Source organism: Pseudomonas sp. NFPP25 (genome assembly GCF_900116505.1).
GTDB classification, from domain to species: Bacteria; Pseudomonadota; Gammaproteobacteria; order Pseudomonadales; family Pseudomonadaceae; genus Aquipseudomonas; species Aquipseudomonas protegens.
This window is the reverse complement of the sequence record NZ_FPBG01000003.1, coordinates 357,976-374,382: the sequence shown is the minus strand read 5'-3', so window position 1 is coordinate 374,382 and position 16,407 is coordinate 357,976. Positions and strand designations below refer to the sequence as shown.

12 protein-coding genes are annotated in these 16,407 nt (G+C 62.9%); 3 read left to right on the top strand and 9 right to left on the bottom strand.

Annotated elements, in window-relative coordinates:
- Positions 1-2 precede the first annotated feature (2 nt).
- On the bottom strand, positions 3-3,899 hold the full coding sequence (gene purL, locus BM382_RS13740; RefSeq protein ID WP_011059426.1) for a phosphoribosylformylglycinamidine synthase: 3,897 nt from the start codon (positions 3,897-3,899) through the stop codon (positions 3-5).
- Between the two features lie 287 nt (positions 3,900-4,186).
- Here purL and mltF point away from each other — a divergent pair, with 287 nt between their 5' ends.
- A complete protein-coding gene (gene mltF / locus BM382_RS13735; RefSeq protein WP_011059425.1) occupies positions 4,187-5,647 on the top strand; it encodes a membrane-bound lytic murein transglycosylase MltF in 1,461 nt (486 codons plus the stop codon).
- Between the two features lie 66 nt (positions 5,648-5,713).
- On the opposite strand, the gene pdxJ is transcribed toward mltF, so the two are convergent.
- The 8 genes from pdxJ to lptF all read right to left on the bottom strand — a co-directional run bounded on the left by pdxJ (position 5,714) and on the right by lptF (position 14,119).
- Positions 5,714-6,460, bottom strand: a complete 747-nt coding sequence (gene pdxJ, locus BM382_RS13730) for a pyridoxine 5'-phosphate synthase (RefSeq protein WP_011059424.1) — start codon at positions 6,458-6,460, stop codon at positions 5,714-5,716.
- A gap of 49 nt (positions 6,461-6,509) precedes the next feature.
- A complete protein-coding gene (recO, locus tag BM382_RS13725; RefSeq protein WP_011059423.1) occupies positions 6,510-7,199 on the bottom strand; it encodes a DNA repair protein RecO in 690 nt (229 codons plus the stop codon).
- A gap of 118 nt (positions 7,200-7,317) precedes the next feature.
- Complete coding sequence (gene era / locus BM382_RS13720) at positions 7,318-8,220, bottom strand: GTPase Era (protein ID WP_019094760.1); 903 nt, start codon at positions 8,218-8,220, stop codon at positions 7,318-7,320.
- A complete protein-coding gene (gene rnc / locus BM382_RS13715; protein ID WP_011059421.1) occupies positions 8,213-8,902 on the bottom strand; it encodes a ribonuclease III in 690 nt (229 codons plus the stop codon). The genes era and rnc overlap by 8 nt, the downstream gene beginning before the upstream one ends.
- Before the next feature lie 216 nt (positions 8,903-9,118).
- Positions 9,119-9,973, bottom strand: coding sequence for a signal peptidase I (lepB, locus tag BM382_RS13710; protein WP_011059420.1), 855 nt, complete (start codon positions 9,971-9,973; stop codon positions 9,119-9,121).
- 5 nt (positions 9,974-9,978) lie between these two features.
- Positions 9,979-11,778: a translation elongation factor 4 gene (gene lepA, locus BM382_RS13705; RefSeq protein WP_011059419.1), complete on the bottom strand. Its 1,800-nt coding sequence runs from the start codon at positions 11,776-11,778 to the stop codon at positions 9,979-9,981.
- Between the two features lie 168 nt (positions 11,779-11,946).
- Positions 11,947-13,008 (bottom strand): LPS export ABC transporter permease LptG, encoded by a 1,062-nt coding sequence (lptG, locus tag BM382_RS13700; protein ID WP_011059418.1) that lies wholly within the window; start codon positions 13,006-13,008, stop codon positions 11,947-11,949.
- Positions 13,001-14,119 (bottom strand): LPS export ABC transporter permease LptF, encoded by a 1,119-nt coding sequence (lptF, locus tag BM382_RS13695; RefSeq protein WP_072443082.1) that lies wholly within the window; start codon positions 14,117-14,119, stop codon positions 13,001-13,003. The genes lptG and lptF overlap by 8 nt, the downstream gene beginning before the upstream one ends.
- Positions 14,120-14,425: 306 nt before the next feature.
- Between lptF and BM382_RS13690 the strand changes: the two genes are divergently transcribed.
- Together BM382_RS13690 and BM382_RS13685 are read left to right on the top strand one after the other, a co-directional pair.
- Positions 14,426-15,916: a leucyl aminopeptidase gene (locus BM382_RS13690; protein WP_011059416.1), complete on the top strand. Its 1,491-nt coding sequence runs from the start codon at positions 14,426-14,428 to the stop codon at positions 15,914-15,916.
- Between the two features lie 60 nt (positions 15,917-15,976).
- On the top strand, positions 15,977-16,405 hold the full coding sequence (locus BM382_RS13685; protein ID WP_015634262.1) for a DNA polymerase III subunit chi: 429 nt from the start codon (positions 15,977-15,979) through the stop codon (positions 16,403-16,405).
- Positions 16,406-16,407: the final 2 nt, after the last annotated feature.

Sequence of the window (16,407 nt, the reverse complement as noted above, 5' to 3'; positions counted from 1 at the left end):
CCTCAGTTCACCCAAACCCGAGCGTTACGGAACATGCGCATCCACGCCCCATCTTCGTTCCACTCATCCGGGCGCCAGGAGTTCTGCACGGCACGGAACACCCGCTCAGGGTGCGGCATCATGATGGTGACGCGGCCGTCGCGGCTGGTGAGGCCGGTGATCCCGCGCGGCGAACCGTTGGGGTTGGCCGGGTAGCGCTCGGTGACCTTGCCGTGGTTGTCGACGAAGCGCAGGGCCACGCAACCGGACAGGTCGGCTTCCAGCAATGCCTCTTCGCTTTCGAACTCCGCATGGCCTTCACCGTGGGCGATGGCGATCGGCATCCGCGAACCGGCCATGCCCTGCAGGAAGATCGAGTTCGACTCCTGCACCTGGACCATGGCCACCCGGGCTTCGAACTGCTCGGAGCGGTTGCGCACGAAGTGCGGCCAGAACTCGCTGCCCGGGATCAGTTCGTGCAGGTTGGACATCATCTGGCAACCGTTGCACACACCCAGGGTGAAGCTGTCGGTACGTTCGAAGAAGCCCTGGAAGGCGTCGCGGGCGCGGCTGTTGAACAGCGCCGACTTGGCCCAGCCTTCACCGGCGCCCAGTACGTCGCCGTAGGAGAAGCCACCGCAGGCAACCATGCCCTTGAAGTCGTTGAGGTCGACACGACCGGCGAGGATATCGCTCATGTGCACGTCGATGGCGTTGAAGCCGGCGCGGTCAAAGGCCGCTGCCATTTCCACCTGGCCGTTGACGCCCTGCTCACGCAGTACCGCCACCTGTGGACGCACGCCTTTCTTGATGTAAGGCGCGGCGATGTCCTGGTTGACGTCGAAGCCCAGCTTGACGCTCAGGCCCGGGTTGTCTTCTTCCAGTACCACATCGAATTCCTGCTCGGCGCAGTCGGCGTTGTCCCGCAGGCGCTGGATCTGGTAGCTGGTTTCTGCCCACTGACGCTGCAGCAGGCGGCGCTGGCCGGTGAACACGCTTTCGCCGTTGTAGGAGATGCTCACTTCACCGTTGTTGATCGGCTGGCCGATCACGGCCACGCAATCGCCCAGGCCGGCGGCGCTGAACTGGGCCAGCACGTCCGGAGTAGCGTCCTGGCGCACCTGGATCACCGCACCCAGCTCTTCGTTGAACAGGATGGCGGCGATTTCGGCGGTGTTTTCCGCCACGGCGTCGAGGCTCAGGTTCAGGCCGCAATGGCCGGCGAAGGCCATTTCCACGGCGCTGACCAGCAGGCCGCCATCGGAACGGTCGTGGTAGGCCAGCAGGTGACCGTCGGCGTTGAGGCCCTGGATCACCGCGAAGAAGGCCTTGAGGTCTTCCGCATCATCCACGTCCGGTGCCTGGCTGCCGAGCTTGCCGTGGGTCTGGGCGAGGATCGAGGCGCCCATGCGGTTCTGCCCGCGACCGAGGTCGATCAGGATCAGGTCGGTGGTGCCCTTGTCCATGCGCAGTTGCGGGGTCAGGGTCTGGCGAATGTCCGCTACGGGTGCGAAGCCAGTGACGATCAGCGACAGCGGCGAGGTGACGCTCTTGTCCACGCCCTCTTCGTTCCAGCGGGTGGCCATGGACATGGAGTCCTTGCCCACCGGGATGGTGATGCCCAGCTCTGGGCACAGCTCCATGCCCACTGCCTTGACGGTGTCGTACAGGCGCGCGTCTTCGCCCGGGTGGCCGGCTGCGGACATCCAGTTGGCGGAGAGCTTGATGTCGCTGATCTTGTTGATGCGCGAGGCCGCGATGTTGGTCAGCGTCTCACCGATCGCCATGCGGCCGGACGCCGGGGCGTCCAGCAGGGCCAGCGGCGTGCGCTCGCCCATGGCCATGGCCTCACCGGTGTAGACGTCGAAGCTGGTGGCGGTCACGGCCACGTCAGCCACCGGCACCTGCCATGGGCCGACCATCTGGTCGCGGGCCACGAGGCCGGTGATGGTGCGGTCGCCGATGGTGATCAGGAAGCTCTTGCTGGCCACGGCCGGGTGGTGCAGGACGCGCTCGATGCTCTCGGCGATATCCAGGGTGCTTGGATCGAAATCGTCACCCAACTCGTTTTCCCGTACGGCCGAACGGTGCATGCGCGGGGCCTTGCCCAGCAGCACTTCCAGCGGCATGTCCACCGGGCTGTTGCCGAAGTGGCTGTCGGTCACGGTCAACTGTGGTTCGGCAGTGGCTTCGCCGACCACCGCGAACGGGCAGCGCTCACGCTCGCAGATGGCCTTGAAACGTTCGAAATCCGCAGCGCCTACCGCCAGGACATAACGCTCCTGGGATTCGTTGGACCAGATTTCGTGCGGGGCCATGCCCGGCTCGTCGTTGGGGATGTTGCGCAGTTCGAAGCGACCGCCACGGCCGCCATCGTTGACCAGTTCCGGGAAGGCGTTGGACAGGCCACCGGCGCCGACGTCGTGGATGAAGCTGATGGGGTTGTTATCCCCCAGTTGCCAGCAACGGTCGATGACTTCCTGGCAACGGCGTTCCATCTCAGGGTTTTCACGCTGTACCGAAGCAAAATCCAGGTCCGCCGAGCTGGTGCCGGTGGCCATGGAGGAAGCGGCGCCGCCGCCCAGGCCGATGAGCATCGCCGGGCCGCCGAGCACGATCAGCTTGGAGCCGACGGTGATCTCGCCTTTCTGCACGTGCTCGTCACGGATGTTGCCCATGCCGCCTGCCAGCATGATCGGCTTGTGGTAACCGCGAACTTCATCGCCACGAGGCGTGGTAATGGATTGCTCGAAGGTGCGGAAATAACCGGTCAGGGCCGGACGGCCGAATTCGTTGTTGAACGCCGCGCCACCCAGTGGGCCTTCGATCATGATGTCGAGGGCGGTGACGATGCGCTCAGGCTTGCCGTACGGCACTTCCCACGGCTGTTCGAAGCCCGGGATCTGCAGGTTGGAAACGGTGAAACCGGTGAGGCCGGCCTTGGGCTTGGCGCCGCGCCCGGTGGCGCCTTCGTCGCGGATTTCGCCGCCGGAACCGGTGGAGGCCCCCGGGAACGGCGCGATGGCGGTCGGGTGGTTGTGGGTCTCGACCTTCATCAGGATGTGCACCGGCTCCTGTACCGCACCGTACTGGCGGGTCTCAGGGTTCGGATAGAAGCGCCCGGCAACCGAACCGACGATGACCGCGGCATTGTCCTTATAGGCGGAGAGCACACCTTCGTTGTGCATCTGATAGGTGTTCTTGATCATGCCGAACAGGCTTTTTTCCTGGCTCTGGCCGTCGATATCCCAACTGGCGTTGAAGATCTTGTGGCGGCAGTGCTCGGAGTTGGCCTGGGCGAACATCATCAGTTCGATGTCGTGGGGATTACGCTTGAGGCCCTGGAAGGCGTTCATCAGGTAATCGATTTCGTCTTCGGCCAGGGCCAGGCCCAGCTCGCTATTGGCCTGCTCCAGCGCAGCACGGCCACCGCCGAGGATGTCGATGGCGGTCAGCGGCTTGGGTTCGGCGTGGCTGAACAGGCCGGCGGCCTGTTCCAGGTTGGCCACCACGATCTGGGTCATGCGGTCGTGCAGGGCGTCGGCGATCAGTTGGGCCTCGGCCTCGCTGAACTCACCGGCCACATAGAAGGCGATGCCGCGCTCCAGGCGCTGGATCTTCGCCAGGCCACAGTTGCGGGCGATGTCGCTGGCCTTGCTCGACCACGGCGAAATGGTGCCGAAACGTGGCAGGACCAGGAACAGACGGCCGGTCGGCTCTTGTACCGGAACGCTGGGGCCGTACTTCAGAAGGCGCGCAAGCACCTGCTGTTCGTCGCCGGTCAGGACGCCGGTGACTTCGGCGAAGTGAGCGAATTCAGCATACAAGCCACTGACAGCCGGTACTTTCTGGCTCAGTTGCTCAAGGAGTTTGCTGTGGCGAAAGGCAGAAAGGGCAGGAGCGCCGCGCAGGATCAACATCTTCGGGACAGCCTCGGGAAGGGGGTGTGCTTTGAGGCCGTGCATTCTAACGTAAACCGCTGGCATCGGCACTCGAAACGCAACCCCCGGGCGCCTCCGGACGTCGGCCCGGGGCCAGCCCCCTATAACAAAGCCTCATCAGGGTCATTGCCGGTGGTTATTTTAAACGTCACATTCAGCGCCCAGGCCCCATTCCTGAGGCCTTCAGCCCGGCTCGACCATCGCTAGCAGACAAGCCCTTCGCTGTCGAGATATGGCGGCCGTTATCCTTTGCGTATACTGCGCCAATGTTTTCCCCTATGGCTTTACGTCCGCGCTGCGCCAAGTGGCTCATCGTTACCGGACTCTTCCTGATGCTCGGCGCCTGTGTTGAGAAACCCAGCACGCTCGAGCGCGTAAAGGAGGATGGTGTGCTGCGGGTGGTCACCCGTAACAGCCCTGCCACCTACTTTCAGGATCGCAACGGTGAAACCGGCTTCGAATACGAGCTGGTGAAACGCTTTGCCGACGATCTGGGGGTGGAGCTCAAGATCGAGACCGCCGACAACCTCGACGACCTATTCGACCAGCTGGGCCAGCCCAAGGGCCCGGTCCTGGCCGCCGCCGGCCTGGTGAGCAGCGAGCAGCGCAAGCAGCAGGTGCGGTTCTCCCACCCCTATCTGGAGGTCACGCCCCAGGTCATCTATCGCAATGGCCGTTCCCGCCCCACCACCGCGCAAGACCTGGTGGGCAAGCACATCATGGTGCTCAAGGGCAGCACCCACGCCGAACAACTGGCGGAACTCAAGCTCAAGTACCCCGGCATCGAATACGAAGAGTCGGACGCCGTGGAAGTGGTGGACCTGCTGCGCATGGTGGACGAAGGGCAGATCGACCTGACCCTGGTGGACTCCAACGAACTGGCGATGAACCAGGTCTACTTCCCCAATGTGCGAGTGGCCTTTGACCTGGGCGACGCCCGCAGCCAGAGCTGGGCCGTGGCCGCAGGCGACGACAACAGCCTGCTCAACGAGATCAACAGTTTCCTCGACAAGGTCGAGAAGAACGGCACCCTGCAACGCCTGAAGGACCGCTACTACGGCCATGTGGACGTGCTCGGCTATGTCGGCGCCTACACCTTTGCCCAGCACCTGCAGCAACGCCTGCCCAAGTACGAGAAGCACTTCAAGGCGTCGGCCAAGCAGGAAAAGCTCGACTGGCGCCTGCTGGCGGCGGTGGGCTATCAGGAATCGATGTGGCAGGCCGAGGTCACCTCCAAGACCGGGGTGCGCGGGCTGATGATGCTGACCCAGAACACCGCCCAGGCCATGGGCGTCTCCAACCGCCTGGACCCCAAGCAGAGCATCAGCGGCGGGGCCAAGTACCTGGCCTATATCAAGGAACAGCTGGACGACAAGATCGAGGAACCGGACCGCACCTGGTTCGCCCTGGCCGCCTATAACGTCGGCACCGGCCACCTGGACGATGCGCGTAAGCTGGCCGAGAAAGAAGGCCTGAACCCGAACAAGTGGCTGGATGTGAAGAAGATGCTGCCGCGCCTGTCGCAGAAGCAGTGGTACAGCAAGACCCGCTACGGCTATGCCCGGGGCGGCGAGCCCGTGCATTTCGTCGCCAACATCCGTCGCTACTACGACATTCTCACCTGGGTGACCCAGCCGCAGCTGGAAGGCGACCAGGTCGCCGAAGGCAACCTGCACGTACCCGGGGTCAACAAGACCAAGCCGCCGGAAGAGAATCCGCCGCTTTAAAAGCATTCGCCGGCCAGCCGGCTCCTACGCAGGTTGTGCAGGAACCGGCTGGCCGGCGAAGGCGATTCAGGCCTTGGCCGCAGCCGCCAGGATCAAGGCCTTCATCTCAGCCACCGCACCTTTGAAACCGACAAACAGAGCGTGGGCCACCAGGGCATGGCCGATGTTCAGCTCGTTGATGCCCTTGATCGCCGCCACCGCCTCGACGTTGTGGTAATGCAGGCCATGGCCGGCGTTGACGATCAGCCCCTGGGCCAGGCCAACAGCAACGCCGTCGACGATACGCTGCAGCTCCTCGGCCACTTCACTGGGCGTCTGGGCATCGGCATAACGCCCGGTGTGCAGTTCGATGGCCGGCGCGCCGACCCGCTTGGAGGCCTCGATCTGACGCTCGTCGGCGTCGATGAAAAGGGACACTTCGGAACCGATTTTCGACAGCCGCTCTACCGCCGCCTTGATCCGCGCCTCCTGCCCCGCCACATCCAGGCCGCCTTCGGTGGTGAGCTCCTGGCGGGTTTCCGGCACCAGGCAGATATGTGCCGGACGGATACGCTCGGCAAAAGCCATCATCTCTTCGGTGACGCCCATTTCGAAGTTCATGCGGGTCTGCAGCACGTCCTTGAGCAGCAGCACGTCGCGCTCCTGGATATGCCGGCGATCTTCGCGCAGGTGCACGGTGATGCCGTCGGCGCCCGCCTCTTCCGCGTCCAGCGCTGCCTTGACCGGGTCCGGGTAACGGGTGCCCCGTGCCTGGCGCAGGGTGGCAACGTGGTCGATGTTCACGCCAAGAAGAATGCGATTGCTGGTGGTCACGGAAGCGCTCCTGAATAAATGAAGATTCGGCGCACAGCATACGGGGAGACTAAGGCTTGCGAAACAACTCGCGACTGACCAGGGGCCGGCCGCCCAGGTGCACCGCCAGGGCCTGGCGCATCAGGCGCTTGGCCGCCGACAGCGCGCCGGGTGCGCTCCAGTCGGCATCGGCCATGGCCAGCAACTCGGTGCCGTTGAACAGCCCCGGCTGCAGCAGGAACACCTGCTCCAGCCCGGCATCCACCTGTAGGCGGTACAGGCCGTCGGCAGCGATGGGGGCGCCATGGATGTCGCTGTCCAGGGCAAAGCCGTAGCCCAGGTCATCCAGCAGGCGCCACTCAAAGGCCCGCAGCAGAGGCTCCAGGGGACGGCCTTCGGCCAGGGCCAGCAGCGTGGCAGCGTAGTGGTCGAATACCGCGGGATGGGGATCTTCCGCCGGCAGCAGGCGAATCAGCAGCTCGTTCAGATAGAGGCCGCTGAACAAGGCCTCGCCATTGAGCCATGCGGCAATGCCGGCACTTTCCATGCGCCCGACGTTCTTCAGTTCGCCACGGCCGCGAAACTCGACCTCCAGGGGCACGAAGGGCCGCGCCAGGGTCCCGGCCTTGCCCCGGGCATTGCGCAGCACCGCTCGCAGGCGACCTTGGGGGGTAAGAAAATCCACCAGGGCACTGCTTTCGCGGTAGGCGCGGCTGTGCAGGACGTAGGCGAGTTGGCCGACTGGGGCGTTGCTGGACATGGTTGCGGGGGATCTCAGGGGAAGAGAGGGAACCGGGTCCGGAGAAGGGGTTGCAGCTGTTCGCCGGCAAGCCGGCTCCTACAGGAAGGTGCAGGAGCCGGCTTGCCGGCGAAGTGCATCAGAGGTCGCCGTAGCCCAGCGAGCGCAGGGCGCGTTCGTCGTCGGACCAGCCGCCCTTGACCTTGACCCAGAGGTTGAGCATGACCTTGGAATCGAACAGCAGTTCCATGTCCTTGCGCGCCTCCATGCCGATGCGCTTGATCCGCTCACCCTTGTCGCCAATGATGATTTTCTTCTGGCCGTCGCGCTCGACGAGGATCAAGGCATGGATATGCAGGGTCTTGCCCTGCTGCTTGAACTCTTCGATTTCCACGGTGATCTGGTAGGGCAGCTCGGCACCGAGCTGACGCATGATTTTTTCCCGCACCAGTTCGGCGGCGAGGAAGCGGCTGCTGCGGTCGGTGATCTGGTCTTCCGGGAAGAAGTGGTCGTTCTCCGGCAGGTGCTTGGCGATCAGGCCTTCCAGGGCTTCGAGGTTGTGGCCCTGCTGGGCGGAGACCGGCACGATCTCGGCGTTCGGCAGTTGCTCCTGCAGCCAGGTCAGGTGCGGCATCAGCTCGGCCTTGTCCTCGATGCGATCGGTCTTGTTGATCGCCAGGATTACCGGGCCCTGCACGTACTGCACACGCTCCAGCACCAGTTGGTCTTCGTCGGTCCACTTGGTGCGATCGACCACGAAGATCACCACGTCGACGTCTTTCAACGCCGCCGAAGCGGTCTTGTTCATGTAGCGGTTCAGCGCCTTCTCGTTGCTCTTGTGCATACCGGGGGTATCGACGTAGATCGCCTGGATGGCGCCTTCGGTCTTGATCCCGAGCATGTTGTGACGAGTGGTCTGGGGCTTGCGCGAGGTGATCGCCAGCTTCTGGCCGAGGATGTGGTTGAGCAGCGTCGACTTGCCCACGTTGGGGCGGCCGACGATGGCGACATAGCCACAGCGTGTTGCAGTTGAATCAGTCATGGCCATTCTCCACGCCCAGGGCAATCAGTGCTGCGGCGGCCGCTACCTGTTCGGCAATACGGCGGCTCACACCCTGACCTCGGCTTTTTTCATTCAATAAGGTGACTTCACATTCAACGAAGAATGTCCGGCAATGCGGTTCGCCCTGGATATCCACCACTTCGTAACGTGGCAATTCGCAGGCGCGGGACTGGAGGAATTCCTGCAGCCGGGTCTTGGGGTCCTTGTTGGTGTCCACCAGGGTCAGGCTCTCGAACTCCGAGGCCAGCCAGGACAGCACGCGGTCACGGGCAGTCTCCATGCCGGCGTCCAGGTAGATCGCACCAATCAGGGCCTCCAGGGCATCGGCAAGGATCGACTCACGACGGAAACCGCCGCTCTTCAATTCGCCGGAGCCCAGGCGCAGGTACTCGCCCAGGTCGAAACCACGGGCCAGCACCGCCAGTGTTTCACCTTTCACCAGACGCGCGCGCAAACGCGACAACTGGCCTTCGCGGGCCTGGGGAAAGCGCTCGAACAGCGCCTCGCCGGCAACGAAGTTGAGAATGGCGTCACCGAGAAACTCCAGGCGTTCGTTGTTGCGCCCGGCAAAGCTGCGGTGAGTGAGGGCCAGCAGCATCAGCTCCTGGTCCTTGAAGGAATAACCGAGCTGACGCTCGAGACGGCTCAAAGAAACGCTCACGGTTTACCCACGCTGGTTTCGTTGCCGAAACTCGCCATCCCAGGGGCCGCGCACGAGGTGCGGGTGGCAATTAACGCTGTGTTCAAATTTACATCCTGAATATCGTTGACTGCATGCTTCTGGCGATAAGGCTGTTACGGGTCGCCCAAGGGCAAGGCCGTTTTATACAAGAGCCAGAAAAGCATTCGGCGCTGTGTTCAACAGCGCCGCGTGTGATTACTTGATCAGGCCAACCCGCGAGAAATTCGGCAGGTGGCTGAGTTTCGGTTCGGGCCAGCTCATCCAGACTGCGAAGGCCTTGCCGACGATATTCTTGTCGGGAACCATGCCCAGCAGGTCCTTGGGAATACTTGGATCGTCCCAGTAGCGACTGTCGTTAGAGTTGTCGCGGTTGTCGCCCATCATGAAGTAGTGCCCGGCCGGCACCACCCAGCGACCGTCCGGGGTCGCCCGGTAACGGCTCATTTCCTTGCGGATCAAGTGCTCGGCGGCGCCCAGTTTTTCCTTGTACAGCTCGGCGCTGCCCAAGGTGCCGGGTTCAGCCCCCACCAGTTGCTCCGCCACCGGCTGACCGTTGACGAACAGGTGCTTGTCGCTGGTGTAGCGCACTTCATCACCCGGCAGGCCGACCACACGCTTGATGTAGTTGACGTTCGGATCGCTTGGGTAGCGGAACACCATCACATCGCCGCGCTGCGGATCACCGACTTCGATGACCTTCTTGTCGATCACCGGCAAGCGGATCCCGTAGGAAAACTTGTTCACCAGGATGAAGTCGCCCACATCCAGGGTCGGCTTCATCGAGCCCGATGGAATCTGGAACGGCTCCACCAGGAACGAACGCAGCACCAGGACGATGAACAGCACCGGAAAGAACGACTTGCCGTATTCAACCAGCAGCGGCTCTTTGCTCAGTTTCTCGACCACCACCCCGTCCGGCTGGCTGACGCTGCCCTGATAGTTGGCAATGGCGGCACGCCGGCGCGGTGCCAGGAACACCAGGTCGAGCAACGCCAAGAGACCGCAAACGAAGACAGCGATGACCAGCAACAGCGGGAAATTTAGTGACATAGGACCTAACTATCCAACCTGAGCACGGCAAGGAAGGCTTCTTGTGGAATTTCCACGTTACCCACTTGCTTCATGCGTTTCTTACCGGCCTTCTGCTTTTCCAACAGCTTGCGCTTACGGCTAACGTCGCCGCCGTAGCATTTGGCCAGTACGTTCTTTCTGAGTGCCTTGACGGTTGTCCGCGCCACAATCTGCCCGCCAATGGCGGCCTGGATTGCCACGTCAAACATCTGCCGAGGAATCAGTTCTTTCATCTTTTCGGTCAGCGCACGCCCTTTGTAGTGGGCGTTGTCACGGTGCACGATCAACGCCAGGGCGTCGACCTTCTCACCGTTGATCAGCACATCCAGTTTCACCAGATTAGCCGACTGGTAACGATCGAAATGGTAATCCAGCGAAGCATAGCCGCGGCTGGTGGATTTCAGGCGGTCGAAGAAGTCCAGGACCACTTCGTTCATCGGCAGGTCGTAGGTCACCTGGACCTGGCTGCCGAGGAACAGCATGTCGTGCTGCACGCCGCGCTTCTCGATGCACAGGGTTATGACGTTGCCCAGGTGCTCTTGCGGCACAAGAATATTGGCCCGCACGATCGGCTCGCGCATGTCTTCGATCGCCGACAGATCCGGAAGCTTGGACGGGTTGTCGACGTAGATCGTTTCACCGTTCTTCAGTTGCAGCTCGAAGATTACCGTCGGTGCGGTGGTGATCAGGTCCAGGTCGTACTCGCGCTCCAGGCGCTCCTGGATGATCTCCATGTGCAGCATGCCGAGGAACCCGCAGCGGAAGCCGAAGCCCAGGGCGTCGGAGCTTTCCGGGGTGTACTGCAGGGAAGAGTCGTTCAGGGTGAGCTTCTGCAGGGCTTCGCGGAAATCCTCGAAGTCGTCGGAGCTGACCGGGAACAGGCCGGCGTAGACCTGGGGTTGGATGCGCTTGAAACCCGGCAGCACTTCAACGTCCGGGGTCGAGCTCAGGGTCAGGGTGTCACCCACGGGCGCGCCGTGAATGTCCTTGATGCCCGCGATGATGAAGCCCACTTCACCGGCCTTGAGGTCGGTGGTGGCGGTGTGTTTCGGGTTGAATACACCAACGCTGTCCACCAGGTGGATCTTGCCGGTGGACTTGACCAGGATCTTGTCGCCCTTCTTCACCCGGCCATGACGTACACGTACCAGGGACACGACGCCCAGGTAGTTGTCGAACCAGGAGTCGATGATCAGGGCTTGCAGCGGGTCTTCGATGTTGCCGGTCGGTGCCGGAATGGTGGTCACCAGGCGCTCGAGCACCTCGTCCACGCCCAGGCCGGTCTTGGCGCTGCAGGTCACGGCGTCGGTGGCATCGATACCGATGATCTTCTCGATCTCTTCCTTGACCCGCTCCGGATCGGCCTGTGGCAGGTCGATCTTGTTCAGCACCGGCATCACTTCCAGGCCTTGCTCGATGGCGGTGTAGCAGTTGGCAACTGACTGGGCTTCGACGCCCTGGCCGGCGTCCACCACCAGCAATGCACCTTCACAGGCCGCCAGGGAACGGCTGACTTCGTAGGTGAAGTCCACGTGGCCCGGGGTGTCAATGAAGTTCAGCTGGTAGGTAATGCCGTCGCGGGCCTTGTAATAGAGGGTGACGCTGTGGGCCTTGATGGTGATCCCGCGCTCACGCTCAAGGTCCATGGAATCCAGAACCTGGGCTTCCATTTCGCGCTCGGCCAGGCCGCCGCACATCTGGATGAAGCGATCGGCCAGAGTCGACTTGCCATGGTCAATGTGGGCGATGATGGAGAAATTGCGGATATGACTCAAATCACTCACGGATGAACACTCAAAAAGGCTGCAGGCATGGCCCGCCGAAAAATAGCCGGGAATTGTACCTGATACTCGGCACAAGCGTCACGCTCGCCTGTCAGCGTTTGTCAAATGCAAAAACGCCCCGATCCAAGGACCGGGGCGTTACGTCAAAACCCTGGCAAAGCCGCGGAATCAGCCGGCCCGGCGCAACAGCCAGACGCCCGCCACCGCGCAGATACCCGCAGGCACCAGCACCGCGAACAACGGTGAAAAGCCAAATACCAGGCTCGAAGGGCCCAGCAGATCCTGGGCGATGCGGAAGGTGAAACCCACCAGTACGCCGGTGAATACCCGCTGACCCAGGGTCACCGAACGCAGCGGACCGAAAATGAAGGAAATGGCCATCAATACCAGCGCCGCCGTCACCAGCGGCTGCAGGACCTTGACCCAGAACGCCAGCCAGTAGCGACCGTTGTTCAGGCCCTGGTCGGCCAGGTAGTGGATGTAGCCCCACAGGCCGCTGATGGACAGGGATTCCGGCGCCATCACCACGGTGCTCAGCAGTTGCGGGCTCAAGGCCACATCCCAACGTTCGCCGGGCACGCTGATGACTTCGGTATGACCGTCGCGGAAGTAGGTGGTGGTGACATCCGTCAGCTGCCAGTAGTCCTCGTGGAAACGGGCCTGCCGGGCGAAGCTCGACGACAGCATGTGGCGCTGGTCATCGAAGTGGTAGCGGGTCACGCCATAGAGCAGGCCATTGGGCTGCACTGCGTTGATATGGATGAATTCATCGCCCTGGCGGTGCCACAGGCCGTGCTTGGAACTCTGGGCATCGCCGGAACCCTGGGCCAGGGCCCGACTGGCCTGGGCCTGGGTCTCGGTGGCCGGCGCTACGTATTCACCCACCAGCACGCCCACCAGCATCAGCACCAGCATGGGCTTCATGACCGCCCAGACAATACGGCCCACCGATACACCGGCCGCGCGCATGATGGTCAACTCGCTGTTACTGGCCAGGCTGCCAAGGCCGATCAGGCAGCCGATCAGGCCTGCCATCGGCAGCATTTCATAGACCCGACGCGGCGCAGTGAGGGCCACGTAGCTCATTACATCCACCACGGTATACGTTTCGTTGACAGCCCCCATCTCATCAATGAAGGCAAACAGCGAGGCCAGCCCGAGGATGATCCCCAGGACCGCCAGGATAGCCATGAACACACTGCTACCGATGTAGCGATCGAGCTTAACCACGAGCCATCTCCTTCACGCTGCGACGACTCGCCATTTTCAAGCGCATCGGCTCCCAATACATCAGGCCGAGGCCAATCAACAGAAATAGTAGGTGCACCCACCACAGCCCCAAGGCCGGGGAAATCTTGCCCTTCTCCATTGCACCGCGCACGGCGATCAGGATGGTCAGGTAGGCCATGTACAGCAGGATCGCCGGGATCAGCTTGAGGAAGCGGCCCTGGCGCGGGTTGACCCGGGACAACGGCACCGCCATCAAGGTCACGATAAACACCAGCAATGGCAGGGACAGGCGCCATTGCAGCTCGGCACGGGCTCGCAGGTCATCCTTGCCGATCAGGTCAGCGGTGGGCATGGCATCGCGATCGGTGACTTCGTCGCTGACGTCCGGACGCTCCAGCAAAACACCGTAGGTGTCGTACTTGATCACCCGGTAGTTGGCCTCGCCCGGGTTGCCGTCATAGCGATAGCCGTTTTCCAGGATCAGGTAGCGATTGCCGTCGGGGCGAATGTCCTGATGGCCCTTCTCGGCCACCAGCACCGAAATGCCCTCGTCCTTTTTCTGCTGGCCCAGGCGTTTCTCGGAAATGAACACGCCGCCCAGGTTGGTTCGGTCTTCGGACAACTGCTCGGTGTAGGTGACCCGGGTACCGTCGTTGAGCGCCTGGAAGCGCCCCGCCACCAGCGTGTCGAACTCGGTCAGGGCATCCTGCTTGTTCAGCAACAGCTGGAACTGGTTGGCACCCTGGGGCGCCAGGCTCAGGCTCAGCCAGGCCACCAGCAGGGCCACCAGGGCCGCCGGGATCATGGTTATGCCCAACAGGCGTTGCTGGCTCATGCCGGTGGCCGACAGCACGGTCATCTCGCTTTCGAGATAGAGCCGGCCGTAAGCCAGGAGAATGCCGAGGAACAGCCCCAGGGGCAGGATCAGTTGCAAGAAGCCCGGTAGGCGAAACCCCATGATCAGGAACAGCGAGCCCGGATCCAGGGCCCCCGAGGCGGCTTGCGCGAGGAACTTGACGAAGCGCCCGCTCATGATGATGACCAGCAATACCGCGCTCACGGCACTCAGGGTCAGCAGGATTTCGCGGGACAGATAACGAAAGACGATCAAACCAGACACTCCAGGGTTGTCAGGCTAAGGCGGCCGAACAAGCAAACGTATCGAGCCGGCCCCAGACGCAGGGCCGCCGAAAAAAGATGGCGCATTATCCTGTGATTGCGCGCGCCTGTCACGGAGGATGCTCACCCAGCGCTCTAATGCGCCGAAACTGGCCCATGCGAGGGTTGTCAGCCGCGACCGGCGAGGTTCAAACTGGCGGCTTTGTCGTCGGCAGCATGCGGCGTCTTCTTCTATATAGATAAGCTCGGCGCAGGACAGCCTCCTGCGCTCTTTGACCATTTATTCAGGGACCCAGACATGGAACTGGTTGTAAAAAGCGTTAGCCCGGAAACGTTGAAGACCGCCACCCTGGTGGTCGCCGTCGGCGAAGGCCGCAAACTCGGCAACGTTGCCAAGCAACTCGACGAACTCAGCGGCGGCGCCATCAGCGCCGTACTCAAGCGCGGCGACCTGGCCGGCAAGGTCGGCCAGAGCCTGCTGCTGCACGGTGTGGCCAAGCTCAAGGCCGAGCGGGTGCTGCTGGTAGGCACCGGCAAGGACGGCGAACTGGGCGACCGCCCGTTCCGCAAGATCATCAGCGGCGTGCTCACCACCCTCAAGGGCCTGGGCGGCAGCGACGCCGTGCTGGCGCTGGATGAAGTCGTGGTCAAGGGCCGCGACAGCTACGGCAAGACCCGCCTGCTGGCGGAAACCCTGGTGGACGGTGGTTATGTCTTCGACCGCTACAAGAGCCAGAAGGCCGAGCCCCGCGCCCTGAAGAAAATCACCCTGCTGACCATCAAGGCCGCCGAAGCCGAAGTCCAGCGCGGCGTGACCCATGCCCAGGCCATCGCCAACGGCATGGCCTTTACCCGCGACCTGGGCAACCTGCCGCCGAACGTCTGCCACCCGACCTTCCTCGGCGAACAGGCCAAGGCCCTGGGCAAGGAGTTCAAGGGCCTGAAGGTCGAGGTCCTCGACGAGAAGAAGATCAAGGAACTGGGCATGGGCTCGTTCTATGCCGTGGGCCAGGGCAGCGACCAGCCGCCACGCCTGATCGTCATGCAGTACAACGGCGGCAAGAAGTCCGAGAAGCCGTTCGCCCTGGTGGGCAAGGGCATCACTTTCGACACCGGCGGCATCAGCCTCAAGCCGGGCGCCGGCATGGATGAAATGAAGTACGACATGGGCGGCGCCGCCAGCGTGTTCGGCACCCTGCGCGCCGTGCTGGAGCTGAAGCTGCCGATCAACCTGGTGTGCATCCTGGCCTGCGCCGAGAACATGCCCAGCGGTGGCGCCGCGCGTCCTGGCGACATCGTCACCACCATGAGCGGGCAGACCGTGGAGATCCTCAACACCGACGCCGAAGGCCGCCTGGTGCTGTGCGATGCCCTGACCTACTCCGAGCGCTTCAAGCCACAGGCCGTGATCGATATTGCCACCCTCACCGGTGCCTGCGTGGTCGCCCTGGGCGCCCATACTTCGGGCCTGCTGGGCAACAACGACGAACTGATCGGCCAACTGCTCAGCGCCGGCCAGCAAGCCGACGACCGCGCCTGGCAACTGCCGTTGTTCGACGAGTACCAGGAGCAACTGGACAGCCCGTTCGCCGACATCGCCAACATCGGCGGGCCAAAGGCCGGCACCATCACCGCCGCCTGCTTCCTCTCGCGCTTCACCAAGAACCTCAACTGGGCGCACCTGGACATCGCCGGCACTGCCTGGACCAGCGGTGGCAAGGACAAGGGCGCCACTGGCCGTCCGGTCCCCCTGCTGACCCAATACCTGCTGGACCGCGCCAAAGCCTGAAAACCATGACCGCAGGGGGCGCCGCATGAAGGCGGAGCCCTCCTCGGCTCAGGAAGCCCAATGACCAAAGTCGACTTCTATATTCTTCCCAGCGCGGACCCTGCGGCGCGCCTGGATTTTGCCTGCAAGCTCACCGACAAGGCCTGGCGCATGGGCCACCGCATCTACCTGCATTGCAGCGATGCAGAGCAACGGGACGAGCTCGATGCCCGCCTGTGGCGCTTCAAGGGCGAAACCTTCGTCCCCCACGGCCCGGCGGAAAGCGAACCCGAAAGCCTGATCGTCCTCGGCCTCGGCCAGGACCCCGGCCCCCACAATGACCTGCTGGTGAACCTGGACCTGAAAGTGCCGGCCTTCGCCCCGCGTTTTGCCCGGATTGCCGAGGTGGTGGTGGAAGACCCCGCTATTCGTCAGGCGGCCCGCGAGAGTTTCCGTTTCTATCGCGAACAGGGCTATCCTCTGCAAGATCACCGTTTACAGCGACTCTGAGC

What these genes read in the sequence shown, in the direction of transcription:
- recO (WP_011059423.1), bottom strand. Translation starts at nt 7,199, where the DNA reads ATGTCCAGCAACGCCCCAGTCGGCCAACTCGCCTACGTCCTGCACAGC.
- BM382_RS13685 (WP_015634262.1), top strand. Translation starts at nt 15,977, where the DNA reads ATGACCAAAGTCGACTTCTATATTCTTCCCAGCGCGGACCCTGCGGCG.
- BM382_RS13690 (WP_011059416.1), top strand. Translation starts at nt 14,426, where the DNA reads ATGGAACTGGTTGTAAAAAGCGTTAGCCCGGAAACGTTGAAGACCGCC.
- era (WP_019094760.1), bottom strand. Translation starts at nt 8,220, where the DNA reads ATGACTGATTCAACTGCAACACGCTGTGGCTATGTCGCCATCGTCGGC.
- mltF (WP_011059425.1), top strand. Translation starts at nt 4,187, where the DNA reads ATGTTTTCCCCTATGGCTTTACGTCCGCGCTGCGCCAAGTGGCTCATC.
- purL (WP_011059426.1), bottom strand. Translation starts at nt 3,899, where the DNA reads ATGTTGATCCTGCGCGGCGCTCCTGCCCTTTCTGCCTTTCGCCACAGC.
- lepB (WP_011059420.1), bottom strand. Translation starts at nt 9,973, where the DNA reads ATGTCACTAAATTTCCCGCTGTTGCTGGTCATCGCTGTCTTCGTTTGC.